At 69.9% G+C, this 25,363-nt stretch carries 20 protein-coding genes and 4 pseudogenes; 9 read left to right on the top strand and 15 right to left on the bottom strand.

Annotation, left to right across the window (positions count from 1 at the left end; all coding sequences use genetic code 11):
- Window positions 1-352: 352 nt before the first annotated feature.
- On the bottom strand, window positions 353-535 hold the full coding sequence (locus ABZU99_RS33755; RefSeq protein ID WP_356050127.1) for a transposase: 183 nt from the start codon (window positions 533-535) through the stop codon (window positions 353-355).
- Between the two features lie 253 nt (window positions 536-788).
- Here ABZU99_RS33755 and ABZU99_RS33750 point away from each other — a divergent pair, with 253 nt between their 5' ends.
- Window positions 789-1,907 (top strand): AI-2E family transporter, encoded by a 1,119-nt coding sequence (locus ABZU99_RS33750; protein WP_355953806.1) that lies wholly within the window; start codon window positions 789-791, stop codon window positions 1,905-1,907.
- A gap of 6 nt (window positions 1,908-1,913) precedes the next feature.
- Here the strand turns inward: ABZU99_RS33750 and ABZU99_RS33745 are convergent.
- From ABZU99_RS33745 to ABZU99_RS33705, 9 genes and pseudogenes are all read right to left on the bottom strand, one after another.
- A pseudogene (locus ABZU99_RS33745) lies at window positions 1,914-2,024 on the bottom strand (IS5/IS1182 family transposase); the annotation flags it as partial.
- Between the two features lie 1,362 nt (window positions 2,025-3,386).
- Window positions 3,387-4,094: pseudogene (locus ABZU99_RS33740) on the bottom strand (type 1 glutamine amidotransferase); the annotation flags it as partial.
- Window positions 4,079-5,569: an aldehyde dehydrogenase gene (locus ABZU99_RS33735; RefSeq protein WP_355953804.1), complete on the bottom strand. Its 1,491-nt coding sequence runs from the start codon at window positions 5,567-5,569 to the stop codon at window positions 4,079-4,081. The gene ABZU99_RS33735 and the pseudogene ABZU99_RS33740, both read right to left, overlap by 16 nt.
- An 18-nt stretch (window positions 5,570-5,587) precedes the next feature.
- The gene (locus ABZU99_RS33730) at window positions 5,588-6,394 is read right to left on the bottom strand and encodes an acetoacetate decarboxylase family protein (protein ID WP_355953801.1); all 807 of its coding nucleotides are present in this window, start codon (window positions 6,392-6,394) and stop codon (window positions 5,588-5,590) included.
- Window positions 6,395-6,398: 4 nt separating this feature from the next.
- Window positions 6,399-7,799, bottom strand: a complete 1,401-nt coding sequence (locus tag ABZU99_RS33725) for an aminotransferase class V-fold PLP-dependent enzyme (protein WP_356050128.1) — start codon at window positions 7,797-7,799, stop codon at window positions 6,399-6,401.
- A gap of 17 nt (window positions 7,800-7,816) precedes the next feature.
- On the bottom strand, window positions 7,817-8,683 hold the full coding sequence (locus ABZU99_RS33720; protein WP_356050129.1) for a fumarylacetoacetate hydrolase family protein: 867 nt from the start codon (window positions 8,681-8,683) through the stop codon (window positions 7,817-7,819).
- A gap of 11 nt (window positions 8,684-8,694) precedes the next feature.
- Window positions 8,695-9,630 (bottom strand): 3,4-dihydroxyphenylacetate 2,3-dioxygenase, encoded by a 936-nt coding sequence (locus ABZU99_RS33715; protein WP_356050130.1) that lies wholly within the window; start codon window positions 9,628-9,630, stop codon window positions 8,695-8,697.
- Window positions 9,623-11,137, bottom strand: a complete 1,515-nt coding sequence (locus ABZU99_RS33710) for an aldehyde dehydrogenase (RefSeq protein ID WP_356050131.1) — start codon at window positions 11,135-11,137, stop codon at window positions 9,623-9,625. The genes ABZU99_RS33715 and ABZU99_RS33710 overlap by 8 nt, the downstream gene beginning before the upstream one ends.
- A gap of 233 nt (window positions 11,138-11,370) precedes the next feature.
- Entirely contained in the window at window positions 11,371-11,946 is a 576-nt protein-coding gene (locus ABZU99_RS33705) for a MarR family transcriptional regulator (protein WP_355953868.1), read from the bottom strand.
- A gap of 265 nt (window positions 11,947-12,211) precedes the next feature.
- Here ABZU99_RS33705 and ABZU99_RS33700 point away from each other — a divergent pair, with 265 nt between their 5' ends.
- Window positions 12,212-13,567, top strand: a complete 1,356-nt coding sequence (locus tag ABZU99_RS33700) for a glutamine synthetase family protein (RefSeq protein ID WP_356050132.1) — start codon at window positions 12,212-12,214, stop codon at window positions 13,565-13,567.
- Between the two features lie 171 nt (window positions 13,568-13,738).
- On the opposite strand, the gene ABZU99_RS33695 is transcribed toward ABZU99_RS33700, so the two are convergent.
- A complete protein-coding gene (locus ABZU99_RS33695) occupies window positions 13,739-15,136 on the bottom strand; it encodes a M14 family zinc carboxypeptidase (protein ID WP_356050133.1) in 1,398 nt (465 codons plus the stop codon).
- Between the two features lie 234 nt (window positions 15,137-15,370).
- Here ABZU99_RS33695 and ABZU99_RS33690 point away from each other — a divergent pair.
- From ABZU99_RS33690 to ABZU99_RS33680, 3 genes and pseudogenes are all read left to right on the top strand, one after another.
- A pseudogene (locus ABZU99_RS33690) lies at window positions 15,371-15,688 on the top strand (protein tyrosine phosphatase); the annotation flags it as partial.
- A complete protein-coding gene (locus ABZU99_RS33685; protein WP_356050134.1) occupies window positions 15,685-16,566 on the top strand; it encodes a fructosamine kinase family protein in 882 nt (293 codons plus the stop codon). The pseudogene ABZU99_RS33690 and the gene ABZU99_RS33685, both read left to right, overlap by 4 nt.
- Window positions 16,567-16,854: 288 nt before the next feature.
- Complete coding sequence (locus ABZU99_RS33680; protein ID WP_355953780.1) at window positions 16,855-17,511, top strand: maleylpyruvate isomerase N-terminal domain-containing protein; 657 nt, start codon at window positions 16,855-16,857, stop codon at window positions 17,509-17,511.
- A gap of 137 nt (window positions 17,512-17,648) precedes the next feature.
- Here the strand turns inward: ABZU99_RS33680 and ABZU99_RS33675 are convergent, their stop codons facing one another.
- Entirely contained in the window at window positions 17,649-18,872 is a 1,224-nt protein-coding gene (locus ABZU99_RS33675; RefSeq protein WP_356050135.1) for a phospholipase D-like domain-containing protein, read from the bottom strand.
- Between the two features lie 224 nt (window positions 18,873-19,096).
- Between ABZU99_RS33675 and ABZU99_RS33670 the strand changes: the two genes are divergently transcribed.
- Window positions 19,097-19,336, top strand: coding sequence for a DUF6411 family protein (locus tag ABZU99_RS33670; RefSeq protein WP_355953774.1), 240 nt, complete (start codon window positions 19,097-19,099; stop codon window positions 19,334-19,336).
- A gap of 131 nt (window positions 19,337-19,467) precedes the next feature.
- Here the strand turns inward: ABZU99_RS33670 and ABZU99_RS33665 are convergent, their stop codons facing one another.
- On the bottom strand, window positions 19,468-20,127 hold the full coding sequence (locus ABZU99_RS33665; RefSeq protein ID WP_355953771.1) for a YceI family protein: 660 nt from the start codon (window positions 20,125-20,127) through the stop codon (window positions 19,468-19,470).
- Between the two features lie 484 nt (window positions 20,128-20,611).
- On the opposite strand from ABZU99_RS33665, the gene ABZU99_RS33660 reads away from it, so the two are divergent.
- Complete coding sequence (locus tag ABZU99_RS33660; RefSeq protein ID WP_356050136.1) at window positions 20,612-21,091, top strand: lamin tail domain-containing protein; 480 nt, start codon at window positions 20,612-20,614, stop codon at window positions 21,089-21,091.
- A gap of 356 nt (window positions 21,092-21,447) precedes the next feature.
- The gene (locus tag ABZU99_RS33655; RefSeq protein ID WP_356228131.1) at window positions 21,448-21,813 is read left to right on the top strand and encodes a hypothetical protein; all 366 of its coding nucleotides are present in this window, start codon (window positions 21,448-21,450) and stop codon (window positions 21,811-21,813) included.
- Here ABZU99_RS33655 and ABZU99_RS33650 read toward each other — a convergent pair.
- Window positions 21,810-22,352, bottom strand: a pseudogene (locus ABZU99_RS33650) (hypothetical protein). The gene ABZU99_RS33655 and the pseudogene ABZU99_RS33650 sit on opposite strands and share 4 nt — an antisense overlap.
- 82 nt (window positions 22,353-22,434) lie before the next feature.
- Window positions 22,435-23,664, bottom strand: coding sequence for a cysteine desulfurase-like protein (locus ABZU99_RS33645; protein WP_356050138.1), 1,230 nt, complete (start codon window positions 23,662-23,664; stop codon window positions 22,435-22,437).
- A gap of 459 nt (window positions 23,665-24,123) precedes the next feature.
- Here ABZU99_RS33645 and ABZU99_RS33640 point away from each other — a divergent pair, with 459 nt between their 5' ends.
- The gene (locus tag ABZU99_RS33640; RefSeq protein ID WP_355953761.1) at window positions 24,124-25,239 is read left to right on the top strand and encodes an AI-2E family transporter; all 1,116 of its coding nucleotides are present in this window, start codon (window positions 24,124-24,126) and stop codon (window positions 25,237-25,239) included.
- Window positions 25,240-25,363 lie beyond the last annotated feature (124 nt).

Raw genomic sequence — 25,363 nt, 5'->3', positions numbered from 1 at the left:
CGATCGGCTCGGTGCTTGCCGCATCAAAAAGCGGCCCCGGGTGGCTGGGCGCATCCGGGACCACGTGGGGAAGAGCCCTGACGCACGCAGGGGGCGTTCACGCCCCTGCGTGCGCCGGTGGCGGCCGGCAGCGGACCCTCGTTGCGCGCGGATCCACTTCTCATCGATGCCTGCGTCTTCGTTGGGGTAAGTCTGGAGCCAGGCCCTGAGCTGCATACGACCCACGGATGCAGCATCGTCGGGGTTGGGTGCTTCAATCTGGTGACCCACGGGGTCATTCTTGGGAGTGCAACTGACGTGTCGCATATGGGCTGCTTGCGCAGCCGCTTCAGCTCCTCGCGCTCCGCGCTGGTCAGCTCGCCCGACGTGCCCCGCCGCGGTCCATCCGGTCACGCTTCACCCACCCGCGCAGACTCTCCGGGCTCACCCCCAGATCCCGCGCGACCTGTGTGATCGTCTTGTCGGAGGAGCGGGCCAACGCGATCGCGTCCCGCTTGAACTCCTCCGAAGGCCGCTTCGAGTACTGACCACCCACCTGGGACTACTTCCTCTGGAACCTCATGTCCCAGTCACCAGGTGTCCAGTTACCAGGGGAAACTTCAATCTCCCACTCCCCCGGCGGCAGGGGCGCGGCCGCGTCCCACGCGTCCGCCGTCCGGCTCAGTGAGCCGGGCGGCACCTCATCGGGTGAACTCTTTGGCCTCTGAAGGGCAGCCAGTCGACCAGGCCGGCAAAGGGGCTCCTGGACAGCAGCGATAGCGAAGCGCAAATGGGGTACGGGTGATCCCATGCCTGCCACGTTCAGTTCCACGAGAACCCGCGCCGCACTCCGCGCATCGGCGCGTATCTCCATCGAGTTGCTGCTGGTCCTCGGGATGGCTGCGGTGGCCCTGTGGCTTCTGGGCCGGATGTGGTCGGTCGTCTGGCCGCTCATAGTCGGCCTGCTCCTTACCACGCTTACCTGGCCCCTGACCCGTTTTCTGCGTCGGCACGGGTGGCCTCCCGCCTTGGCCGCTTCGGCCGTGACCGTGCTGTTCCTCTTGGTCGCTACGGGCATCGTGGCGCTGATCGCGGTCCCGGTGGCGTCCCAGTCCGGCGAACTGACCGACGGCGTGGACGAAGGCATCCACAAGGTGCGTGAGTGGGCCGCCGGGCCGCCGCTGAACATCGGCGATGACCAGATCGCAGAAGCCTCCGACGCTGCGGTCACCCGCATACAACATAGTGCCGGCAGCATGGTCACCACTGTCGTCACGGGGGTGAACACAGTGGTCGACGGCATGGTCACTACCGTCCTGGCGCTCTTCCTGATGTTCTTCTTCCTCAAAGACGGCCCGCGGTTCTTGCCGTGGCTCGCTCGCCAACTGCCTGGTCGGCTCGCCACCGACATCCCGATCGTGGCCGCGCGCGGTTGGGACACCCTGGGCGCGTTCGTGCGTTCCCAGGCGTTGGTCGGCCTGCTCGACGCCGTCTTCATCGGCCTCGGCTTGTGGGTTTTGGGGGTACCACTGGTTCTCCCGCTGGCGGTGCTGACCTTTGTATCCGCGTTCGTGCCGATCGTGGGTGCCCTGTTCGCTGGTTTGGTCGCGGTGCTCATCGCGTTGGTGTCCAACGGCCTGACGGACGCGCTGATCGTGCTGGCGATCATCGTCGTGGTACAGCAGCTCGAGGGCAACGTGTTCCAGCCCATGATCCAAAGCCGCGGGCTCGGCCTGCACGCGGCAGTAGTCCTGCTGGCGGTGACGTTGGGCGGCAGCCTGGCCGGCATCGTGGGCAGTCTGCTCGCCGTACCGGTTGCCGCGCTGATCGCGGTGGTCTGGAACTACCTGCGCGAGCAGCTCAGCGACCCGCCCCAGGAGCCGGAAACCGACGAGCAGCACACCGGCGCCGCTGCTGCCCCGTCGTAGCAAGGGCGCCCCGGTCACGACGCGGCAGAGCGAAATGCCGTAGCCGTCGTTGATCCCTGAGTGTTTCAGGTCCTGCTTGCCCCGGTCGACCGGTGAGCGTCCGGCCGCTTCGCCGCCGGAGACCTTGCTGACGGCGTCCTGCGCGGCCATCCGGGCAAGGACGAGCCCGACGACGCGGTGTCGGGTGTGCAGCGCGTGTCGGATCACCGGGTGAGCAGCTTTCCCATGAGCCGACCGAGTGCCACCGGGGCCCCTCGCGCCGGGGCATCGCTATCGCCGGATACTTGTGCGGCGCCTCATGAGCGCGCTGCCGGCTGCGACTCCCGCCAGTAGAACAGCGCCGAATTCTTCTCTGGCAGGCCCGAAGCCGGCATCGACCCCGCCCCTGGGATAGCGGCGGCTGACCTTGTACGTATCTGTGATCCTGATACTCGGTGGGCACTTCACAGTGACGGTGTCGCGGTCGGGTCCGGCTCCTTCCGGGATCCGGAAGGAGCCGGTGAGCACACCGGCACGGTCGCCTTCGAAGAGGTGGAATAGCCCTCCCGCTGCGGACTCGCCCTTGCCGTAGGTGACGTCCGGGCCACAGGCGGTGGTACTCACTGTGACCGTGGAACCCGGGGAGACGTGTCCCGGGCGGATGTGGATGTCCGAGTCATCGGCAGCGACAGCGGCCGGGCCCTGCAGCGCGAAGGCACCGAGAACCAGGCCGATGCCTGCACCAGCGTGTAGGTAACGCATGAGATTCCTCCAAGGGAGCAGTGTCCGGCCTGATCGCACGGCACCTGAGGTGCTTCGCTCATGAGACAACCGACAGTTCCTCACCACCGCAACACGACGCGTCCGCACATGTGTCACCCGCACGGCGTAGCCATTGCTCCATATGAGCGTTCCTGGCCCTTCGACACATCCGCGAACAGACCATGCGCCTCCCACCTCGACCACATGGTCGGCGAGGTGTGCTCCACCGAAGGCTGACGGGCCACGCGCCGGATGCGCCGCCGCACGATCGGGTGATCTGGCCAGCGCGCAACGGACGCGGAAGCCGGCCACGGCGCCTGGTTGCCTGGTACCGGCGACGCCGATATGAGCCGATCGGTACGTGGCGGTGGGGCGTCACCAACTACGACAGGGCCGACCTCACAAACCTTTCGCTGTAACGTTCGCCGCCAACGGTGGCTCGCCCGAGTGCGACCAGGACCACGTCGTCGTCGAGGGCGCGAGGCTCGTGACGCATTCGGTGAGTTGCTGGAGCGGACATCATCCATCAGAGCCCCGCCCTGGGCGGCTGAGCCGTTGGTACGGGGTGACGCGGCCGCGACCGTGGGCTGTGGCGGCGTCGTCGCCTTCGTCGGCGAGCCCCTCGTCGCGATGCGCGCCGGATCCGTCTTCGCCCTGGGGTGTGATCGCATCACTCGGCGCCCTGGCGCGCTCCGCCATGTGCCGTGTCGCACTCCTCCGGTGGGCGCTGGCCGTTGACACGAGCGTGTCGAACAGACGCTGCTGTGCCGGGTCCTTGTGTGCGGTGTCTTCGGGATGCCACTGAACGGCCGCGAACCAGCCCGTGCCCCCGGGCCTTTCGAGGGCTTCGGCGGTGCCGTCTGCGGCGGTCGCGGTGATGTGCAGTCCCTCGCCCAGGCGGTCGACGTGCTGGTGGTGGTAGCAGGACGCCTCCAGCTTCTCGATGCGCGTGGTGCACGCGACGAGTGAGTCCGGAGCGAGGGCGATGGGGTGGACGAGGTGCCGGTGTTCGCGGTGCGGGCCGCCCATGTCCTGGTGGAGGGTGCCGCCGAGGGCGACGTTGACGACCTGCAGGCCGCGGCAGATGGCGAGCAGGGGGAGCCCCGATTCCAGTGCCTGGTGGGCGACCTCGAGATCGAAGCCGTCCTGCTCTTCGTCGACGTCGTAGACGCCCTCGTGGATGTTGGTGGCGCCGTAGCGGTGCGGAGCGAGGTCGCCGCCGCCGGGAAGCAGGACGCCGTCGAAGCGGGTGAGCCGGGTGGACACCTCGCCGGGATCGGCGGTGCCGTCAGGGGCGTGGGGGTGGATGGTCACGGGTTCACCGCCGGCCCGCCACACCGCCTCGATCAGGGCGCGGGCGTTGACCTCGGCGGCGTACCGCAGCGCCGAGGTGGTGGCGCAGAAGCGGGCGGGGATGGCGATGAGGGGTCTCACAGCCGGATCCAGACCGTCTTCAGATCGGTGTACTTCTCCAGGGCGTGGGCCGACTTGTCGCGGCCGTTGCCCGACTGCTTCATGCCGCCGAAGGGAACCGTGAGGTCGCCTTCCTCGTAGCAGTTGACCCAGACCGTGCCGGCCTTCAGGGCGCGGGAGATCTGGTGTGCGGTGGAGAGGTCGGAGGTCCACAGGCCGGCGGCGAGGCCGTACTCGGTGGCATTGGCGAGCCGTACCGCCTCGTCGAGGTCGTCGAAGGTGAGCACGGACAGGACTGGGCCGAAGATCTCCTCGCGGGCCAGTCGGGCCGACGGGTCCACCCGGTCGAAGACGGTGGGTTCCAGGTAGCTTCCGCCGTTTCCGGGCAGCGCGCGACCGCCCCCGACGCGCAGCCGGGCGCCCTCGCCGGCGCCCTCGCCGATGTGGTCCAGTACGCGCCCCAGGTGGGCTTCTCCGACGAGAGGGCCCATGTCCGTGGCCGGGTCGAGCGGGTCGCCTACGCGCAGGGCGCGGGCGCGTTCCACCACGGCTTCGGTGATCTGCTCGGCGATGGAGGAGTGGACCAGGAGCCGGGAGGGTGCGGTGCACATCTCGCCCTGGTTGAAGAAGATGCCCCAGGCCGCGGTGGCGGCGGCCTTCTCCAGGTCGGGGGCGTCGGGAAGGATGATGTTGGGTGACTTGCCGCCCAGCTCCAGCCAGACCCGCTTGAGGTTGGAGTCGGCGGCGTAGCGCAGGAAGTGGCGGCCCACGGCGGTGGAGCCGGTGAAGGCGAGCACATCCACGTCCGGGTGGAGGCCGATCGCCCGGCCGGCCACCGGACCGTCGCCGGCGACGACGTTCAGGACGCCCGGCGGCAGCCCCGCCTCGGTCGCCAGCCGTCCCAGCAGCAGGGCGGACAGCGGAGAGGATTCGGACGGCTTGAGGACGACCGTGCAACCGGCGGCGAGCGCCGGGGCGACCTTCCAACTCGCCAGGGTCAGCGGGAAGTTCCAGGGCACGACCGCTCCGACTACGCCCGTCGGCTCCCGGGTGACCAGGGCGAGCGCGTCGGGGGCGGTATGCGGCGACTCGTCGGTGAGCTTGTCGGTCAGTTGCCCGTACCAGCGGAAAGTGGTGATGGCGGCGCGCAGCTCGATGTCGTACGCGTCCGTGATCGGCTTGCCCATCTCCAGGCTGACCGTCAGGGCGAGCCTCTCCCGTTGTTCTTCGAGCAGTCGCGCGATCCGCAGCAGCGCCCGGCCCCGCTGGGCGGGCGCCAGGCGTGGCCAGGGCCCGGAGTCGAAGGCCTGGCGGGCGGCGGCCACCGCGGCGTCGACCTCGGCCTGCTGTGCGTCGGCGACCCGGGTGAGGACCTGGCCGTCGCGGGGTGAGACCACCGCGAACGAGGCGCCGTCGCCGCTCTCGGCGCGGCCGCCGATATGGTGCTGGGTGGGCAGGTCGAGGTGGGCGGCCCGGTTCAGCAGTTCCCCATGGGTGACGTCGAACATGTGCCCCTCCGTGTGCTTCTAGCGGGCCCCTGAGGTGCCGGACTCCAGCAGCCGGCCGCCGTCCCAGACCACGCCGACCTGGCGGTAGTACGCGGCGATCGGCTCGCGGATCTCCAGCCGGGCCAGCTCCTCGGTGGGCGCGTCGAACAGCTCGAGCTCGGCGTCGCCGACCCACGGCTGCCCGCCCTCGAAGGAGGCGGCGCCGGACTCGATCAGCTCGTCGAGGGCGAGGCCCTTGCCGTTCTCGATCGAGGGCAGCCAGCGGTGGTGGGCCATGGGGTGGCCGTTGACGAAGCCGTTGGTCTCGGAGGGCTCGCGCAGGGTGACCACGGCCTGGGCGAGGCGCCGGTCGGCCGCGGCCAGGGTCGCGCCGAATCGGGCGCCGGCCTCGATGCGCGGGGCGGGCCCGTACGGGTGGGGGCGGGTTTGGTGGATGGAGCCGAGCTTCTTCGGATAGCCCTGATGCAGTCCGCGGGCGATAGCGAAGTCCTTGTCGACCCAGATGTGGACGCAGCGGGAGTATGTCCGGCCCCGGTACATGCAGCGGACGACCGCGAAGGCCTCCTTGTACTGGGAGAGCACCGGGTCCAGCAGTTCCCGTCCGCCGGCCGCGCAGGACTGCCAGTCGGCCCAGATCAGCGCGACCGCTCCCGGATCCTCGTCGGCCGGCTCCAGCGGCTCGGGCAGGAGTTCGCGCACGCGCGCCGGGTCGGTGCGGTACTCGATGGTGAGCAGGTCGCCGGAGTAGCGCCACGGCGGGGAGGGGATGAGGGATGAGGCGCCGGTGGCGGTCTTGGGGTGGAAGTAGCCTTGGACGCTGGTCATGTCGTCACGCTCCTGATGCGGATGAGCCAAGGGGGCCAGGGCGACCGTCACGCGCGAGCTGCTCCAGACGCTCATGGAGACGGTCGACGTAGCTTTCGGACTCCGGCTTCATCAGCACGCTGCGCAGGATGCGGGCACCGTCGGTGTCCCGGGTGAGCTTCGGGTGGAGGGCCGTCAGGCGATCGGCGCTGACGCGGAGCGTGCTCAGGAAGACGGGGTCGCTGTCCGTCATTCCCTCTCGCAGGATCCGGTGGCTGGCCGCGTCGATCTGCGACAACGTGGCGGCCTCGGTCACCGGGAAGTAGCTGACGATGTCCAGTTCCGGGGCATGGTACAGCTCCAGGTGGTCCGAACGCTCGATCAGTTCGGCCCAGCGAAGTGCCGCGCGCCGGCCTGCCGCGAGCGACTGTCCCAGCCCCTCAGGTGTGGGCGGGAGCAGTTGGAAGGTGAGCCACAGGGCGGCGGCCGCCGCGCCCGGGCGGGAGCACTCCAGGCTGATCTCGCCGAGGTGCAGTTTTTCGGAGGTGAAGTAGGTGTACGGCGAGTCGTGCAGATAGAACCGGCCGACCGAGGGATCACGGAACAGGACGGCGCCGCAGCCGTAGGGCTGGAGGCCGTGTTTGTGCGGGTCCACGACGATGGAGTCGGCCTGGGCGATGGCCCGCCACGGTTCCTCGGGCAGGCCCTCGGGGCCCTCCGCGCCGGCCAGCAGGGTGAAGAACCCGCCGTAGGCGGCGTCGACGTGAATGCGGACACCGTAGCGCTCGCGCAGTGCCAGCGCCTCGTGGACCGGTTCGACGGCGCCGAGCCCGGTTGTGCCGGCGGTGAGCACGACGGTGCCGACGCGGCCGGTCCGCAGGAGTCTCTCCAGCGCGTCGAGGTCGATTCGGCCGAGGTCGTCGACCGGGACCGGATGGCCTTCCACGCCCAGGACGCCGCACATCCGCCCGTGGGTGTAGTGGGCCTCGGTGCTGTAGGCGATGCCTTTGCCGGGGTGCAGTTCGCGTGCCACGAAGAGCGCCTCGAGATTGGCGATGGTGCCGCTGGTGGTGAGGTGCCCGAGGTGGGTGTCGTAGCCGAACATCGTGGCGAGCTGCTGGACGGCTTCCCGCTCCATCTCTGCGGTGGCCGGGCCGCCGTCCAGAGCGTGGTTGTTGGGGTTGATCAGCATCGCGGTGAGGTAGCCCACGACTGCCGCCGGATGAGGCGGCTTGAGCATCTGGCCCGCGTAACGGGGGTGGAAGAAGGGATAGTTGTCCTTGAGCCGCTCGGTGAAGACCTCGAACGCGGTGGCGAACCGGGCGTCGTCGACTGCCAGCGCCGGATGGGCCTGGTAGGGGCCGAAGGTTTTCGCCCAGTCGGCGTTCGCCGCCACGGCCGTGGCGAGCCAGGCACTCAGATCCATGTGGTCCACTCCTTTGGTCACGACGAAGCTTCGGTTCGGGGCCGCTCGGGCGGGCGTATGCCTCGGAATTCCCAGTCGCCGCCCAGGGCGGTGGACAGGACTTCCTCCGACGCGGTGGGCTGCGCGCCGACGTCGGTGCGGATCGGGGCCGGGCCGGTGACGATGTGGTTGGTGAGCCGGCCCAGGCCCTCGACCTCCACTTCGACGACGTCGCCGGGCTGTACGGGGCGGGAGTTGGCCGGAGTGCCGGAGAGCAGGACGTCGCCGGGACACAGGGTGATGGTGCGGGCGATGTCGGCGACGAGGTAGTGCATGTCCCATTCCATCTCGTCGGTGGAACCGTCCTGTACCACCTGGCCGTTGACGTAGGTGCGCAGATATTTGCCGTGGAAGTCCCAGTCGGTGACCAGTCCCGGGCCCAGCGGGCACAGGGTGTCCGAGCCCTTGACGCGGAGCATCGACCCGGCGTCGGTGTCGCGGAAGTCGTGCAGGCCGTAGTCGTTGGCGACCGTGTAGCCGGCGATGTACTCCCCAGCCTGGTGGGGCGCGATGTTCCGCGTGGTTTTCCCGATGACGATGGCGACCTCGCCCTCGTAGTTGAGCCACTTGCAGCCCTCGGGGCGGACGATGGCGCCCTTGTGGGAGTTGAGGGCCGAGGTCGGCTTGTGGAAGTAGGTGGGGGCCGGGGTGAGCTGGATCTGGAACTCGGCGACGCGGCTGAGGTGGTTGAGGTGGACCGCGATCACCTTGGAAGGGACCACGGGGGGCAGGTGCTGCGCCTCCTCGATCGTGACGCGGCGGCCGTCGCCGGTGACGAGTTCGTCGCCCTCACGGACGGTCTCCACGACGGCGCCGTCGAGGAGGATGCGGCGGTATTCGGGCACGTCGGGTCTCCTCAGACGGGGCTGTGCGGGGTGCGCGCGGTGGTGGGCAAGGGCGAGCCGGTGCCGGTCCAGCCGTCGGCCGGGCGGTCGAACCAGAGGTGGGCTTGGCCGGTGCCGACCGAGTTCTCGTACGCGCCGTACTGGCGGGCCGGGGCGATGCAGGCCCGCTCGCCGAGGGCCCCGGCCATCATCAGGTAGTGGAAGAACTTCGCCTCGGGCTGGTACTTCCAGAACTCGTCCATGGTGTCGAGGACCTTGTCGTGGCGGCCCTCCTTGAACCAGGCGATGCGTTCCTCGTCGGCCGCCCTCGCCTGGGGGGTGAAGATGTGGCGCGGGTCGCTGGACTCGTGGTCGCGGAGCTCTCGCAGCGGCCAGAAGGTGTGCGAGAGGGCGCCGGAGGCGATCAGGAGAACGCGGCGGCCGGGTGTGGCGGCGATGCCGTCGGCGAGCGCCCGGCCCAGCCGGAGGTGGTCCTCCATGTCGCCGGTCTGGCAGACCCCGATCGTCACCCAGCGCTTGTCGGGCAGGCCCTCGCCCAGGAACTTCCACAGGTTGATGGTGGCGTAGTAGATCGGCAGGTAGGCGTCGTCGATCGCGGTGATGTAAGTGCCGTGTTTGTCGGCGAAGTGTGCGATGGCGTGGGCGAGTTCGGGGTCCCCGGGGAAGTCGTACGGCATCCGGCACATGCCTCGCGGCAGCTCCTCGGAGGTGAACAGACCCGCACGCCGCGGCTGGGCCGTCACGACGAATTCGACCGTGGTGGCCCAGTGCGAGTCCAGGATGACGACGGTGTCGTAGCCGTCGTGCTCGAACACATCCTCGCGGAGCTGCCTGAGGCCGGTGACAAGGGTGATCTCCTTGCCGTCGTTCAGCTCGCGCCGGGTCTCCTCCGGGAGCACGATGGTGGGGACATGGGCAAGCAGACCCGCCCCGACGATCTCACCCATGGTCGTTGAACCCCCTCGGGGCGGTCACGCTGTTCTTCAGGTCGCAGTAGAAGTCGAAGCTCCAGGTGCCGCCCTCCCGGCCGACACCGGAGAGGCGGGAGCCGCCGAAGGGCGCCCGCAGGTCGCGTACGAAGAAGCAGTTGACCCAGACCGTGCCCGCCACCAGCTGCGCGGTGACGCGTTCGGCACGCTGGTGGTCGCCGGTGGCGACGGTAGCCGCCAGCCCGAAACGCGTGTCGTTGGCGAGGCGGATCGCCTCCGCCTCGTCTGCGAAGGTCTGCAGGGTCAGGACCGGGCCGAAGACCTCCTCCTGTACGACCTCCGAGTCCTGGGCGACGTCGGTGAGGAGGGTGGGCCGGTAGTACAGACCGCCGAGTTGGGGGTGGGAGCCGCCGCCGAAGACCGCGCGGGCGCCGGCCGCGATCGCCCGCCGCACGAAGCCGTCGATCCTCTCCGTCTGGCGGGGGTGGATGGTGGGCCCGAGGTCGGTGGTCTCCTCGCGCGGATCGCCCTGCTTCAACCGGGATGCCTTCGCCACGAAGCGGTGGGTGAACTCGTCCGCGATCGACTCCTCGACGAGGATGCGGGTGGCGGCCAGACACACCTGCCCGGCGTTGTCGAACTGCTCCACGGCGAGGTCGACGGCCAGCTCCAGATCCGCGTCCGCGAAGACCAACAGCGGCGATTTGCCGCCCAGTTCCAGGCTCAGTGGGGTCAGGTTCTGTGCGGCCGAGGCGGCGATGCGCCGGGCGGTTGGCACCGAGCCGGTGAAACTGATCCGGCGTACGTCCGGGTGTGAGGTGAGGTCGTCGCCGATCTCGGCCCCGTAGCCCTGGACGACGTTGAGGACACCGGCCGGCAGTCCCGCCTCGGCCGCGATGTCCGCGAGCAGCGAGGCGGTCAGCGGGGACCACTCCGCGGGCTTGAGAATCACCGTGTCACCGGCGGCCAGGGCCGGGGCGACCTTCCACGTGGCCAGCATCAGCGGGGCGTTCCACGGGGTGATCAGCACGCAGGGGCCCGCAGGGTCCCAGCTCACGTGGTTGGTGTGGCCGGGGCCCGCGGCGGAGCCGCCGGCATACGTCGTGAAGTCCTCGTGGCCCAGGGTCAGCAGCCAGTCCGCGAAGAAGCGGAAGTTGTGGGCGGCGCGCGGTATCACACCCCGGCGGTGCGAGCGCAAAAGCGCGCCATTGTCGGTGGTCTCGACGATCGCCAGCTCTTCGAGGCGCTTTTCCACGCCGTCGGCGATGGCGTGCAGGATACGGGCGCGCTCGGCCCGGGGGGTGGCGGCCCAGCCGGGGAAGGCGGCCTTCGCGGCGGCCACGGCGGCCTTGGCCTCGGCGGGGCCGCCGCGGGCGATCTGGGCGAGGGTGCGGCCGTCGATCGGCGAGACATCGGGGAAGGTGTAGGTGGACGCCACGCGCCGGCCGCCGATCCAGTGTCGGGTGTCGACGGCGACGTCGGCGATCCGTGCCTCGGTCACAGGTGTGTCCGGCCGTTGGGGCATGTCCCGGTCCTCCATGTTGTTTGACCCCAAACAAGCTAACCGCGCCGCGAGGTCGGGTCAAGGCCGCTGTGGCGGCCGGGAAGTTGTTGTTCGGGTCCGAACGTATCCTCGTTCGGCTGTGCGCGCCAAGCCTGATGCGCCGCGGCAGGCCGGGGGCGGCGGGGCGAGAGGCGCGGCCTCGTGCGTCACCCTCTCGAAGGAGGAAACCTCGCGGGCGCCGCCCCCGGGCGCGGTCACTGGCGGGAGCGGCGGCCCGAACGTCGCGGGGCGAGGTCCCTCCCGTCGAGCAGTTCCCGCCGGCGCTCTTCGCCGTACTCCTCCAACTGGGCGACGATGGCGCGCAGCCCGTCGGCGAGTTGCAGGCACTCCGCGGCGCTGAGCGGGGTGGCGACGAACGCTTCTTCGGCGTTGAACGCGGGGAAGAGGCGCTCCATGAGTTTCTCGCCCTCGGGGGTCAGCGAGAGCAGGACTCGCCGGCCGTCGTCGGGGTGGGGTGAGCGGGCCACGAGGTGGCGTGACTCGAGAGTGCGCGCGATCCCGGTCAGGGTTCCCTTGGAAATACCCGCCTCCTCCGCGACCGACCAGGTCTCGGCCTCGCCCCAGATCCACAGCACCCACAGCACGACGAAGCCGGTCCAGGTCAGGTCGTGCGGCCGCAGCACGGAGTTCTCCAGGTGCTGGCGGACGGCCGCGGCGGCGCGGTGGATGTTGGCGACGGCGGCCATCTGTTCGCGCTGCAACTGGAAGCCGCCGAGTCGTTCCTGGACGGCCTGTTCGGTCTCGGTGATGGATCGGCGGAGCCCGGGCACGGTGGCGTCCTCCTCGGCTTCGGGCGGCATCAGCCGCCGGGTATTCGTTCGCGGTCAAATGTAGCCGCGGGCGCCCCGGGGGGCGGGCGACGCCCGCGCCGAGGCAGTATCGCGACAGCCCCTTGTGGACGTCCCGGCCACCTCGTATCGTTTGGCATCAAATTATTCTAACCTCCGGTGGCTTCCCCGTCTCAGACGCCATGGGCATCCCGGGGGTCGATGCAGGACAGAGCAGAAACTCCGGCCCACTTCCAGGGAGCGACCATTGAGCGCCGAGACAGCCGACCGGGTCCGCGAGAAGATCGAGGCGCTCGGCGCCGAGGGCATCGACGTCGTACGGGTCGCCTATCCCGACATGATGGGCTCCGACCGCAGCCGGGACATCCTGCTGCACCACTTGCCCCACGCGGCCGGCCACGGACTCGCCTTCAGCCGGGCTGTGTATCACACGGGCGCACTGGGCGATCACTCGCACATCTCGGGCGGTCTCGAAGCCGGTATGCCGGACATCCTCGTACGTCCCGATCTGGCTACTCTCGTCACGCTGCCCTGGGAACCGGGCGTGGCCTGGTGCATCGGCGATGTCCGGGACCCGGCCACCGGAGCGCCCGTGCCCGAATCGCCACGGGACCTGCTGCGTCAGATCACCGGCCGGCTGCACGACGGAGACCTGACCGCGGTCGTGGGCCCGGAGCTGGAGTACGTCCTGCTCGACCCGGACCCGGCCTCGCCCGTCGGCTGGCGACGCTACGCCCCGGCCCCGGGCCACGTCTATACGACCGGCCGCAAGGGCGACCCGGACGGCCACCTCCTGCGGACCGTGCGAGCGCTGCACGCCCTCGGGCTCGACGTCAGCGGGGGCAACCGGGAGTTCGACAGCGGCCAGTTCGAGATCAACCTCAGCCACTCCGAGGCACTGGATGCCGCGGACCGCGCCTTTCGCTTCAAGGCCGCGATCAAGGAACTCGCCCGCGCGGAGGGCAGGCTGGCGACGTTCATGGCCAAACCGTTCAACGACGGAGGAGGCTCGGGGTTCCACATCCATCTGTCCCTCATCGACGCGGACGGCCGCAACATCTTCGACGCGCCCCAGGACGCCCACGGACTGTCCGCCTCGGCACGCCACGCCCTGGCGGGAGTGCTCGCCCACGCCCCCGCGCTCTCCGCGCTCCTCAACCCCACCGTCAACTCGTACAAGCGCTTCGGCCCGGACACGACGGCTCCCTGGCTGATCAACTGGGGCCTGGACAATCGCAACGCCTTGGTGCGCATCCCCCCCGAGCGCGGCGGCGCCTCCCGGCTGGAAGCGCGCCTCGGGGATGCCACCGCCAACCCCTACCTCGCCATCGCCGGTCTGCTCGCCGCCGCCCACCTGGGCATCGCCGCCGCCGACGAGCCCCCGGCGCCGATGACCGGTCAAGGCGACGACATGGGCACCGCCGCCAAGCTGCCGACCGACCTCGGCCAGGCACTCGACGCCCTTGAAGCCGACGACCAGCTCACCGATGTGCTCGGCAAGCCCTTCGTCGACGCCTTCCTCACCTTCAAGCGCGACGAGCTGGCCAGGTTCCAGCGGTACGTCACCGACTGGGAGTTCCGCGAGTACGCCCAGCTCATCTGAGATCGGGCCGTACACCATCCCAGCGATTTCGAAGGAGTCCCGCGCGTGGCCCTTCCTACGTCGACCGACAGCGGCGGTACCGACGTGCCGGGCGGCGCGCGGTGAGCGGTGAGGGATCCGCCCCCGCCCGGCGGAGGAGCGTCCCCGACCGAGGGGCCGACTCCAGCAGGGTCAGTTCACCGTGTAGGGGGCGTCCGCGAGCTCGGCCGCGTGAAGCAGCGCGGTCCTGAGGTTCGGCCAGTAGTCCGTGTCCATGCACGAGTGCACGGGCAGGAAGCCGTTGCAGGTTGTGTTGGTCATGGAGCCCACCTCTATGGTGAAGCTGGGGATGCCCAGCTCACCGTACGACCAGTCGTCGAGGCCGCCCGATGCCGCGTACATGAGCTCGCTGACCTTGCCGTACCGATAACCGGTGTCGTCCGCGAGATGCTTGGCGACGGCGCGCAACGCGGCGTCGTTCGGCGCCAGGTCCTTGGTGTATGCCCAGGGGAAGAGCACCGTGCGCACGTCGCTGTGCAGACCGATGAACATGCCGCGTGAGTCCGGGGACGCGACGTCGGTCAGCTCCGGGCCACGCGTGTCCGGGTAGAGCTTGCGGAGCAGGTTGTGTATCGCGACGGTCTCCGGCTCGGAATCGGCGGAGGGGCCCATGTAGGCGGGGCTGCACGGATCGCTGGAGGAGCCGCCGCTGTTCCAGGCGACACCGTTGTTACGGTTGAGGTCGACACCGCTCTGACCCTCGTCGGTCGGCGGGGTGGGGCAGGCGGTCGCCTCGTGGGAGCTGTCGGCGTTCTTGCGCTGCAGCTGTGGCGCGTCGCCACCGGACTGCACGATGTCGACACCGTCCGGATTCGCCACCGGGATCACCCAGAACTCGGTGTTCTTCATCAGCTTGGTGACGGTCTTGTCGCTGCCGTAGTTGTCGACCAGCTCGTCGATCCAGCGGTAGGCGATATCACCGGTGGCGATCTCGCGGGCGTGCAGCTGGCCCATCAGCAAGAACCGCTTCTTCGGCGCCTTCGGGGAAAGCGAACAGTCCTTCTTGCTGGTGATGGCGGTGATGCAGATAGCCTTGAGGTCGTAGCCGTTGGCGACCCCGTTGAGCTTGCGCCACGACCTGCCGTAGTTGATCACCTTGGCCAGCCGGGGATTCTTGTGGGCGACCTGGCGCATGTGCGTGTACTGGCCGGAGATGGTGGGGTAGCCGCCGTAGTAGGTGTCGCCGGAGGCGGTGGGGGTCTTCCACGTGACCTCAGGCAATGCGCGAGCGACCTTCGGCTTGAAGCCCAGATGTGTGAGCCGGCTGCGCTCGTTGTCGCTGGCGAGGACCTTCACGGATGTGGTGCTGCCGCCGTGCAGCACATCGAACCCCTGGTTCTCGAGGAGTTCGGCGTCATGGGCGGCGCTGGTCCTGGCCGGGACGTCCAGTTCGTAGAGGTGCGTCGTCGTGGTGGTGTCGGCCACCGAGGCGGTGAAGTCGGCCGAGTTGAGCGAGGCGATGACGAGGACGCCGGCGAGTGCGGCCGCGGCGGTCGCGCCGTGGACGGCCGTGCGTGATCGGATGCGCAAGGTGCCTCCTGGGGGCGTTGGGGCATACGCCATGGCTCTGAAGCCAGGGAAAGACGTGACACCCCGGACCTCAGAATGTTTGGTGCCAAACGTTATGAAGGGTGCGTCGCGGGGTCAATGAAGTCGCCTTATGGGCTTCCTGTGAATTGCCGTACGAGGGCTACTGGACCGGCCTGCGCCTGTGAATCCCCCGGTTCGCCTTGCCGTGCGCCAAGGGCCATGGAACGTTGGACGGACCAGCGGGCCGGCGAGCAGCTGGCACGGCACGGTTACCCGGTCCAGCACATCGCGGCCCAGGTCGGTGCCGAGCATCTGGACGCCGATCTGTTCCTGGCGATGGACCGCGGCCACGAGAAGGCGCTGCGCCGGCTGGTCGACGATCCGTCCCGGGTCCGGCTGCTGCGGTCCTTCGACCCGGAAGCGACCGGTGACCTGGAGGTGCCCGACCCGTACTACGGCGGCCCGGAGGGATTCGACGAGGTGCTGGCCATGATCGAAGCCGCGGTGCCCGGCCTGCTCGCCTGGGTGAGCGAGCGCCAAGGGGCCGCATGACCGCCCGTCCGGCCGCCGGAGGCGGCGAGGGCCCCGGTGCCGCTGCGGCGCGCCTCACCGGCCGCCCGGTGAGCGGTGAGCGTCCGCGGTCGGGAACGCTTGCCGAAGTCGTCCTCGACGGCGGGCAGGTGGTGATGGTCAAGCGTGGGGATGACCCCGGCGCGGTGCGGGCCGAGGCGGCTGGGCTGCGCTGGCTGGCCGGCACCGGCACGGTCCGCGTCCCCGCGGTGCATGGCCACGACCGGCACTGGCTGGTGACCGACCAGGTCCCGGCCGGCCGGCCGAGCGCCCGGGCGGCGGTCCGCTTCGGCCGCCAGTTGGCCGCTCTCCACGCCGTCGGCGCGCCCGCGTTCGGCGCCCCGCCGCCAGGCGGCCCCGAGGAGGCGTACATCGGGCTCGCGCCCATGCGCAATGCCCCCGGCACCGACTGGCCCAGCTGGTACGCCGAGCACCGGGTCCTGCCCTATCTGCGCCGCGCGGTCGACGACGGCACGGTACGGTCCGCCGAGGCGAGCGTGATCGTACGCGTCTGCGAGCGGCTGCCCGAACTGGCAGGCCCTGCCGAGGGGCCCGCCCGGCTGCACGGCGACCTGTGGAACGGCAACCTGCTCTGGGGCGCCGACGGGCAGGCCTGGCTGATCGACCCGGCCGCGCACGGCGGACACCGGGAGACCGACCTGGCGATGCTCCACCTGTTCGGTTGCCCCCACCTGGACCGGGTACTGGAGGGCTATCAGGACGCGGCGCCGCTCGCCGAAGGCTGGACGGACCGCATCGGGCTGCATCAGTTGTTCCCGCTGCTGGTACACGCGGTGCTCTTCGGACGCGGCTACGCCGAGCAGGCACTCGACGCCGCCCGCGCGGCCCTGACCAGGTGACCGTTCCCCGGGGACGCCGATTCAGCCGCCGAGCCGCACCGTCGTCGTGCCCCTTACCAGGGCCGGCCTGCGGGGAGTCGAGCCGAACCCGAACCGGACGGGGGGCTCGACCGGCGCGATTCCCCCGAGATCCGCCCCGAACGCGTACGCCTTGCCGGCGCGGACCCGGCGGGGCCGGGTCCAAGGTCGCCCAGGGCCTCTGATCACCCGGCCCGACCCTCCATGTACACGACCCGGTCGTCCGAATAAGGCCTGTCCGCCATTCCGGCACCGCACTACCTTGCCGATGTGGATCTCTTCTCACGCTCTTGGACGGCGTTGCGCACGGCGGTCGCCGAACTCCCGGACAAGGAATTCGAGCAGCCGTCCGGCTGCACCGGCTGGCTCGTGCGGGACCTCGTGTGCCACCTGATCATCGACGCGCAGGACGTCCTGATCACCCTCGTCACCCCCGCCGAGGCGGAACCGACCGTCAACGCGGTGACCTACTGGAACGTCGAGGACCAACCGCCGACCGGCGAGGACCCGCTCGACGCGCTGATCGTCCGGCTGGCCGCCGCGTACGAGGAACCGCGCCTGCTCAAGTTCCACTTCGGCGACATCGGCTCCGCCGCCGGACGCGCCGCCGAACTCGCCGACCCCGGCCTCCGGGTGAGCACCCGCGAGGAGGTCCTCACCGTGGGCGACTACCTCACCGCATACGTCCTGGAATGGACGCTGCACCACCTCGATCTGATCGCGCACCTTCCGGACGCGACGGAACCGCCCACGGAGGGCCTGGCCCGGTCCCGCGCGACACTGGAAAAGATCGCCGACGCCGCGTTCCCCGCGTCGTTCACCGACAAGGACGCACTTCTGGTCGGCACCGGCCGCCGGGCACCCACCGACGCGGAGACGGCCGAACTCGGCGAGCTGGCCGCGAAACTGCCGCTCGTCCTCGGCTGACACGTCCACTGTGGACAGACCGGGTGGGTGAGGCAGGGCACCCTGCCTCACCCTGTCAGCGGTTCACACCAGGTCGCCCGGGGCCGAGTCGGGCGGCCTTGACGGCGGCGCGTGCGCGCATCCGGCGAGCGGCGGGGTCACAGGAACCGGCGGATGGGGAGGACGGCGGCCTCGCGGGCCCGCTGTATGAGCGAGCGTCTCTTCCAGCGGCCGCCCCGGATCAGTTCGCTGGCCGCTACATCGGCCTCGAAGTGCTCGTCGAGCGTTGCCGTGAAGGCTTCGTCCAGGACGGCGAGCATGACCTCTTCGTCGTGGTCGAGGGAGCGGCGGTTGAAGTTGGTCGAGCCGACCAGTGCGGCGACGTGGTCGACGGTGATGACCTTCGCGTGCATCATCGTCGGCTGATACTGGAAGATCTTTACGCCGCAGGCGGTGAGGTCCTGGTAGAAATGCTGGCCGGCCAGCTGGGAGACCCGCTTGTCGGTATGGGGGCCGGGCAGCAGAATCTCCACCTCGACTCCGCGCCTCGCGGCGGCGCACAGCAGCTCGATGAAGTAGGCGTCCGGTGAGAAGTAGGCCGTCGCCACACGGAAGCGTTCTTCGGCCGACTCCAGCATGACCCGGATGAGTGTCTGCATGTCCTGCCAGCCGAAGCTGGCCGAGCCACGCACCACCTGTACCACCGCGTCGCCCTGCGGGCGGTGGTCGACGAACCGGTCGCGGTGGTCGAAGAGTTCGTCGTGGCACTCGGCCCAGTTCTGGGCGAACGCGGCGGCGATCCCGTCGACCGCGGGGCCCCGGACCTCGACATGAGTGTCACGCCACTCGCTCGGGTTGCGCGCATTGCCGCACCACTCCTCGGCGATCCCCACGCCGCCGGTGAAAGCGGTCTGCTCATCGACGACCAGGACCTTACGGTGGCAGCGGTGGTTCTGCTTGAAAGGCGAGAGATACTGCGGCTTGCGGAACCACGCCACGTGCACCCCGGCTCGCTCCATTGCCCGCAGCTGGTCCTCCTCGATGAGGCGGCTGCCGAAGCCGTCCAGCAGCAGCCGCACCCGTACACCCTTGAGTGCGCGCTCGGCCAGCGCCTGGGCGAATTGGTGGGCGATGTCACCCTTCCAGTACACGAAGGTCATCATGTCCACCGTGTGCTCGGCAGAGCGGATCGCCGCCAGCATCGCGGCGAAGATCTCATCCCCGTTACGCAAGGGGGTGAGCACGTTGCCCTCGGTTGCCGCGATTCCTATCAGCCGCTCCAGGCGCCGTCGTATCCGGGCGGCGCGATCATCGAACGAGGCGGAAGCCTGCGCATCAGCGTTGTGCGGGTTCGGCTGCGGGGGAGCCTGTGTACTGGTCATGTCGTCACCTGGCCGGCACACATAAGAGGACAAGCGGCCACCGCCCCCGGTCCGGCGCGGGTGACGCGGCGAGCAGACTGTACCCGCGCGACCAGTAAGTACTCGGAGCCGACCGGTGCGGCGGGCGCGGCAGACACGGGTCACGGTGCGAACCCATCACATGACAGGCATGCGGTCGGGCCGGCGGGGCAGACGGCGTGTACGTCTCGATTCAGGGAGCTTCGATGATTATCGGCATCATTGCCCTATGTGTTGTCCTGGCCGTGCTGGGATTCCTCGTACCCCGCCTGTCCCGCCATCCCGAACGCGGCACGCAGCGCACTCTGGGAGCCGGATCACGCGCCGGCGGCAAGGCTCCCGGCTTCCTGGGCCGGATCTTCAGCAAGCCCTTCCGCAGCAGCTCCAAGGCCGTGAGCCGCAGCGGCTCCGCGGGCCGGCGCGCCCGCGGCCGCATGCCGTTCTAGCCAGCCGCCGTGAGGCGTCCCCGAGCGGCAGCCGCCAACTGCCGGCGCGGGCCCGAGCAGGTCGGCGATGCTCGGGCTCTGCCGGCCCCTGATGCGGCTGCGGCCGCGCCCCCGGCTGACGAAGCGTTCCCTCAGCCGGCAGGGGCCGTGCGGATGGCGGCGATGTCGAACTGAAGGCGGACCTTCTCACTCACCATGGCGCCGCCCTGGGCCAGTCTGGCGTTGTATGTCAGGCCCCAGTCGGAGCGGTTGATGGTGGTGGTGCCGTCGAAGCCTACGCGCTCGTAGCCGAAGGGGTCGGTGACGTGTCCGATGTAGGTGAGTTCCAGGACGACGGGGCGGGTGGTGTCTCTGATGGTGAGGTCGCCGGTCATGCGGTAGACGTCCCTGCTGGCGAGTTGTACGGCGGTGCTCCTGAAGCTCATGGACGGGTAGGTCGCGGCGTCCAGGAAGTCGCGCCCGACCAAGTGGGCGTCGCGTTGCTCCGCACCGGTCTGGACGCTGGCGCTGGAGATGACGATCTCGGCCCGGGAGCGAGCCGGGTTGTAGCCGTCGAAATAGAGGCGGCTTTCGTACTCCGTGAAGGCTCCCCGCACCGTGGTCACCATGGCGTGCCGGACGGAGAACCCGATCCTGCTGTGCGCGGAGTCGACGATCCACTCCCCGGTCAGAGCCGCGAGGGCGGGATCCGGCAGGACGGCGGTATCGGGAAGGACCGCGGGATCGGGGGCCATAGGGGCGGCGGGGGCCGCCGCGCGGCGAGGTGAGGGGTTGCGGCTGAAAAGATTCATGAAGCCTGTACTAACTGCAAGGTGTGGATAGCCGCAAGCCCCGATCAGGAGCCGGGGGCCGGTGCACCAGATCCTGGGGGCTTCAGCGGCGCCCACCCTACGCCGGTGCGCCGGGGCCACTCCGTACTGGGTCGCCCGCCGACCGCCGTGCGGTCGGCCTGCTGTTACAGACTCGGATCCGGGTGGTGTGTGTGCGTCGGGCGGAGCGGGGATTGCATGCCGATGTCCGTAAGGGGTTGTTGAGGCTTGTTCAAGGGGTCGATGTAGGGGTCAGCGAATGGCAGGGCCACGTCGGACGCGGGTGTGTGCCATGCGCGGCAGACAGTTACGGAAATATCCGCTTTCGGTAACACGAAGCGACAGTCCTTGGTGCGGGCGCAGCGATACTCCACAGTGATGGTCCTCGGCCCGCTGAGGCCGGGAACCCGCACCGCACGGCCGATTCCCCAACGGGGACGGCCTGCATGTCTTGAGGGAGCATCACATGTCTGCTTGTGCCATCACCCGTCGTGTGACGGCTGCCGCGCTCGCGGCCGGCGCCCTGGTCGGCGCTGTCAGCGTTCCCGCCTCGGCCGACGACTACCGCGGCCGTCGCGACCGCTGGCACCACGACCCCGCGGTCGTGATCAGTGACGTGCAGGCCGACAGCCCCGGATGGGACGACGGCACCAACCGCTCGCTGAACGCCGAGTGGGTCGAGCTCACCAACACCTCCCGCCGCGGCATCAGCCTGGAAGACTGGACTCTGTACAACGCCGACGGCGACCGCTACCGCTTCGACGACCTGGTCCTGGCAGGCCGCTCCACCGTCCGCGTCCATACCGGCGTCGGCCGTGACACCCGCCAGGACGTCTACCAGGACCGCCACCACTACATCTGGGACAACTACTCCGACCGCGCCGCCCTCCGCGACGACGACGACAGGCTCATCGACACCACCGCCTGGGGCCGGAACCACCGCTGATCCCCAGAGGCAGGCCCGGGTACGCCGGAGCAAGGCCCGCATCCCCCTTGGGGTGCGGGCCTTGGCCTGTGCACGGGCCCGTGCACAGGGGGTGGTGGGCGTTCGCTAGCCTCGGCCCTCGCACTGGTGGTCGCGCGTGAGTCGGGGATGGTAGATGTCCGGGAAGAGGGCCGAGGTCGAGGACCGGGTTCTGCGGGAGTGGGGCTTTGAGCTGCCGGAGTCGATTTTCCGGTTCTGGGCCTTCGTGGAGTCTCTTGGTCCGGTCGAACGCCGGGCGCTCACGGACATGGAGGTGTCCGTAGCCGGTGTTTCGGACGTGTTCGCCGAGCCGGGGGTGCGGCCTCGGGATGGGGTGGATGACCGGACGGCGGGGGCGCGCTTGGGCGGGCCGCACCGTTGTGAAGCGGCCCGCGCGCCATGGGGCTGACGAGTATCGGTTCGCGCAGTGCATGTACGGCTTGTTCGAGGACGCCGAGTCCGTGGCGGAGAGTGTGGCGGAAGCCCGTCGGCGATGTACGGCGGGCGATCCCGCGGAGGCGCTGATCCTGGGGCGCGATCTGCACTGGGCCTCGGGTAGCGATGCCGTAAGGGAAGCATGGGCGAACGAGCTTCTCGTGATGGCGTATCGGGCGCTGGACCGTTGGTCGCTCGCGGGCATCGCCCAGGCGCATCATCGGCACCGTGCGTTGCCGGCTGTGGATGTTCTGATGTCCCGCGGCTAGCGCGGGCGGACGGCCCAGCCGGTAGCGGCAACCACCTCCTGCGCGATGTCCACGACAAGTCGGCCATCGGTCGCCACGCGCAGGGTGTCCGCGGGCGCCCGCTCGTCCAGGAGCCGCGCCTTGCGTGCGCTGCTCGTGAGCTCCGCTTCCAGCTCGGAGCCGAGTTCACGGCCCGTCAGCCGTTCCCCGGCCGTGGCGTCGGTGGCCGTGAGCAGGACCCGTATGGTCCGGACATCCGGCCCGGTGGCGCGCTCGATCATGCTGATGGCCTCGGGGAATAGGCTCCTGGCGTTCGTGTAGACGAGGCGACGGCAGCCCAGAGCGGCTTAATTGGCCCACACCGCCGCCATGTTCAGCTCGGCGATCCGCCAGCGGTGTGGGTCCTCCCGCGGCGCGGGATGGATCTGGGCCATGAAGTCGCCTTCGATAACGGCATGGTGTACCGCCGCGGCACGGAGCTGGGCCGAAATCTCCCATCCCACCGTCGTCTTGCCGACCCCGGCGCGCCCGGCTATCAGCAGTACTTCTGCGCGGTCCATGGGAAGTAAGCATGCCAGCTCCGTGGCGGCCGGCAGAGCCGGGGAACGTGGCGAGGAGTGCGCGCCGGGCCGTCCGCCGGGGTCAGGAGTTCCGGGGGCGCTGGGCAGGCCGGTGCAGGAAGTCCGACAGGGCCTCCAGCAACCGGTCGACGTCCTCGGCGCTGTTGTAGGGGGCCAGGCCGACGCGGAGTCCTCCGGTGTCCCCGAGGCCCAATCGGCGGGATGCCTCGATCGCGTAGAAGGAGCCCGACGGTGCGTCGACGCCACGGGCCGCCAGGTGGCGGTAGGCGTCGGTGGTGTCGTGTCCGTCGAGGGTGAGCAGCAGGGTCGGCGTGCGGTGCGCCGCTCGGGAGTGGATGATGACCGGCTCGAGGGAGGCCAGACCCTCTTCGATGCGCCGCCGCAACGCGTCCTCGCGCTGTTCGAGCGCCGCGTACGCCGATGCCAGCCGCTCCCGGCGGCCACCCCGCGCCTCGGGCGCGAGGTCCGCGAGGAAGTCGACGGCGGCGCGGGTGCCGGCGAGGAGCTCGTAGGGGAGGGTGCCGAATTCGAAGCGCTCGGGGACCGCGTTGGTCGAGGGGAGCAGCTTGTCCGGGGTCAGGGTCTCCAGGAGGTCGGGGCGGCCGGCCAGGACGCCGAGGTGGGGGCCGAGGAACTTGTACGGGGAGCAGGTGAAGAAGTCCACTCCGAGCTGTGCGATGTCGACGTGGGCGTGGGCGGTGTAGTGCACGCCGTCGGCGTAGAGCAGGGCGCCGCGTTGGTGGACCAGCCGGGAGATCTCCGGGATGGCCGGGCGTGTGCCGATCAGGTTGGAGGCGGCAGTGAGCGCGACCAGCCGGGTGCGGTCGCTGAGGACCGCACCGATGTCGTCGGGGGTCAGCTCGCCCGTGGCGGGGTCGAATTCGGCCCATCGCACGGTGACGCCGGCGTGTGCCGCGGCTTGGATCCATGGGCGGATGTTGGAGTCGTGGTCCAGGCGGGACACCACGATCTCGTCGCCCGGAACCCAGGTCTTGGCGAGGGTGCGGGAGAAATCGTAGGTGAGCTGAGTGGCGCTGCGTCCGAAGACGATCGCGGTCGGGTCGGCGCCGAGGAGGTCCGCCAGGGCCTGCCGGGTCCGCGTCACGATCGCCTCGGCGTTGCGCTCTCCCGCGGTGTCGTGGCCCCGGTTGGAAAGGGGGTTGGCCAGCGCGTCGGCGATCGCCTCGATCACGGGGAGGGGTGTCTGCGTGCCGCCCGGGCCGTCGAAGTGTGCCGAACCGGCCTTCAGCGCGGGGAACTGCGCGCGGAGGGCGGTGATGTCGTACGTCACGGGCAACTCCTTGCAGAGGCGGGGCTCTCACGGTGCCCCGCCTGGCGGTGGGGGCGGTGGGAGAGCACTGCGGGGTCGAACATATGGACTGGTGACCAGGGAGATCCTACGCAGGTGCCGTGACGCATGGGCCGAGCGCGCGATGGCTGGTGCGGGTCTGCTTCCTTCTCGGGTGGCCGGCTCTTCGGCCTGTCCCCTGTCCCCCGCCGCTCCCTGCTTCCTCGGGTACCACCGCGCCGCGCCCGGAGAGAGGTGTTCCCGCGCCCGGGCAGCCGTCCTGATTCAATCAGCATATTGACGGATGGATCATCATCCGTCTCCGCTGCGCAGGACCCGGACGCGGAAGGCGGTGGCGCCGACGTGAGCAGCGAGTCTCTCCCCCCGCCCGAGAGACCCAAGGGGCCCGCACGCCTGCGGCGTGGCGCGCTCGGCGGCCGTCCGCCGCGGGGGGCCCGGGCGGTGGCACTGGCTCGCCGTTCCAGTTCCGCCGTCCTCGCAGCGGCGGGGCGCGCGGCGGAGGGGGAGGGGCGGCTTGTCCATCCCGGGTTGCGGCTGGCAGCGGCGTACGCGTGGCGGCTGCTGGTGGTCGGTGCGGCGGTCTATGCGGCGTTCAGGCTCCTGGGGCGCTTCGAGCTCGTGGCGATCGCGGTGTTTCTCGCGCTGGTGGGCACCGCCTTGCTGCGTCCCCTTGCCGACCTGCTGGCGCGGGTGCTTCCCCGGCCGCTCGCGGTGGCGCTGGCGGTGTTCGGCAGTCTGTTCGTGGTGCTGGGGCTGCTGGCGCTGGTGGGGAATGCGGCGGCCGGGGAGGCGGGGCGGCTGGTGGGTGAGTTCCGCGGCGGGATCGGGAGGATCGAACGCTGGCTGGAGGGGTCTCCGTTCCATGTCCGGCGCGGCACGCTGTCGGAGCTGCACGACAAGGTCAGCTCGTTTGTGTCACAGCATCGCTCGGCCCTGATCAGCAAGGCGCTCAGCAGTGCGGGGCGGGTCGTGGAGGCGATCACGGCGCTGATTCTGGCGCTGTTCTGCTCCCTCTTCTTCATCCACTCCGGCGATCGGATGTGGCGGTGGTTCCGTGGCCAGCTCCCGGCCGGCGTCCAGTCCCCGTGGGAACGGGCGGCGCGGGCGGCCTGGCGGACCTTCGCGGGCTACACCCGGGGCATCATCGTCGTGGCGGCCTCCAACGCGGCGCTCGTGGGACTCGCCATGTTGGTGCTCCGGGTGCCGCTGGCCCTGCCGCTGACCCTGCTGGTCTTCTTCTCGACCTTCATTCCGCTGATCGGGGCGCCGATCGCGCTGGCGGTGGCGACCGTGGTGGCCCTGGCCGGGCGGGGTCCGGTCATCGCCGCCGTGGTGCTGGTGCTCATTGTGGTGGTCGGGCAGTTCGAGGGCCATGTGCTGCATCCGCTCGTGATGAGCTGGGCGGTGCAGCTCCATCCGGTGGTGGTCGCGATCTCTGTCATCGCTGGATCCATCGTCGCGGGGGTGATCGGGGCGGTCGTGGCCGTGCCCATGGTGTCCGTCGCCTGGTCGGTGACGCGTGCGCTGCGCGAACATCGGCTGCCCGGCGGCCCCTGAGCGGGACGCGGGCGGGTGGGATGCCCGCTTAGTACTCCAGTGCGGTTTCGTGATCTATCCAGCAGGTTCGTCGGCGGATCGTCGTTGGTAGTGGCTGTGTCGGGCTGTCGCCTGGTGGCGTCTG

It is taken from the genome of Streptomyces sp. NPDC005266 (assembly GCF_040607655.1).
Taxonomy (GTDB): Bacteria; Actinomycetota; Actinomycetes; order Streptomycetales; family Streptomycetaceae; genus Streptomyces.
Note: the sequence above shows the minus strand (reverse complement) of the source record. Positions and strands in the feature narration are given on the sequence as shown.

What these genes read in the sequence shown, in the direction of transcription:
- ABZU99_RS33660 (WP_356050136.1), top strand. Translation starts at nt 20,612, where the DNA reads ATGTCTGCTTGTGCCATCACCCGTCGTGTGACGGCTGCCGCGCTCGCG.
- ABZU99_RS33715 (WP_356050130.1), bottom strand. Translation starts at nt 9,630, where the DNA reads ATGGGTGAGATCGTCGGGGCGGGTCTGCTTGCCCATGTCCCCACCATC.
- ABZU99_RS33730 (WP_355953801.1), bottom strand. Translation starts at nt 6,394, where the DNA reads ATGACCAGCGTCCAAGGCTACTTCCACCCCAAGACCGCCACCGGCGCC.
- ABZU99_RS33750 (WP_355953806.1), top strand. Translation starts at nt 789, where the DNA reads ATGCCTGCCACGTTCAGTTCCACGAGAACCCGCGCCGCACTCCGCGCA.
- ABZU99_RS33725 (WP_356050128.1), bottom strand. Translation starts at nt 7,799, where the DNA reads ATGGATCTGAGTGCCTGGCTCGCCACGGCCGTGGCGGCGAACGCCGAC.
- ABZU99_RS33685 (WP_356050134.1), top strand. Translation starts at nt 15,685, where the DNA reads ATGACCGCCCGTCCGGCCGCCGGAGGCGGCGAGGGCCCCGGTGCCGCT.
- ABZU99_RS33665 (WP_355953771.1), bottom strand. Translation starts at nt 20,127, where the DNA reads ATGAATCTTTTCAGCCGCAACCCCTCACCTCGCCGCGCGGCGGCCCCC.
- ABZU99_RS33710 (WP_356050131.1), bottom strand. Translation starts at nt 11,137, where the DNA reads ATGCCCCAACGGCCGGACACACCTGTGACCGAGGCACGGATCGCCGAC.
- ABZU99_RS33670 (WP_355953774.1), top strand. Translation starts at nt 19,097, where the DNA reads ATGATTATCGGCATCATTGCCCTATGTGTTGTCCTGGCCGTGCTGGGA.
- ABZU99_RS33735 (WP_355953804.1), bottom strand. Translation starts at nt 5,569, where the DNA reads ATGTTCGACGTCACCCATGGGGAACTGCTGAACCGGGCCGCCCACCTC.
- ABZU99_RS33655 (WP_356228131.1), top strand. Translation starts at nt 21,448, where the DNA reads ATGACCGGACGGCGGGGGCGCGCTTGGGCGGGCCGCACCGTTGTGAAG.
- ABZU99_RS33675 (WP_356050135.1), bottom strand. Translation starts at nt 18,872, where the DNA reads ATGACCAGTACACAGGCTCCCCCGCAGCCGAACCCGCACAACGCTGAT.